The 420-nt window shown below is 69.8% G+C and carries 1 pseudogene; it reads left to right on the plus strand.

The features are described from left to right. Nucleotides 1-420, plus strand: a pseudogene (locus EN852_RS35445) (hypothetical protein); the annotation flags it as partial.

Raw genomic sequence — 420 nt, forward strand, 5'->3', positions numbered from 1 at the left:
GGCGGGGGCGATCGCGGCGGTCTCTGCCACCTCGACGAAATATTTCCATGCCAATTCGACCGCTGGCGATTCGCTGGCGGTAGGAGCGGAATCGGTCGCGGTCGGTCCGACCACGGTCGTCAACGGCGACAATGGCGTCGGCATCGGCAATGGCGCCATCGTCGACCAGACGGCGCCTGGCGGCACCGCCATTGGCCAGAACGCTCATGTGATGCTGGCCGACGGTATCGCGCTCGGCACCGACTCGACCGCATCGGGCATCCAGTCGGTGGGGCTCGGCGCCCGCGCCCAGAGCACCGTCGCCAACAGCGTCGCACTGGGTGCGTCGTCAACCCCCACGGTTGGCGCGCAGGCCGGCTACGCCGCCTTTGGCCTGACCGCTCCGCAGACCTCGGCCGGCGAAGTGTCGATCGGCGCCGC

Origin of the sequence: Mesorhizobium sp. M2E.F.Ca.ET.209.01.1.1 (genome assembly GCF_004010375.2) — a bacterium.
Taxonomy (GTDB): Bacteria; Pseudomonadota; Alphaproteobacteria; order Rhizobiales; family Rhizobiaceae; genus Mesorhizobium.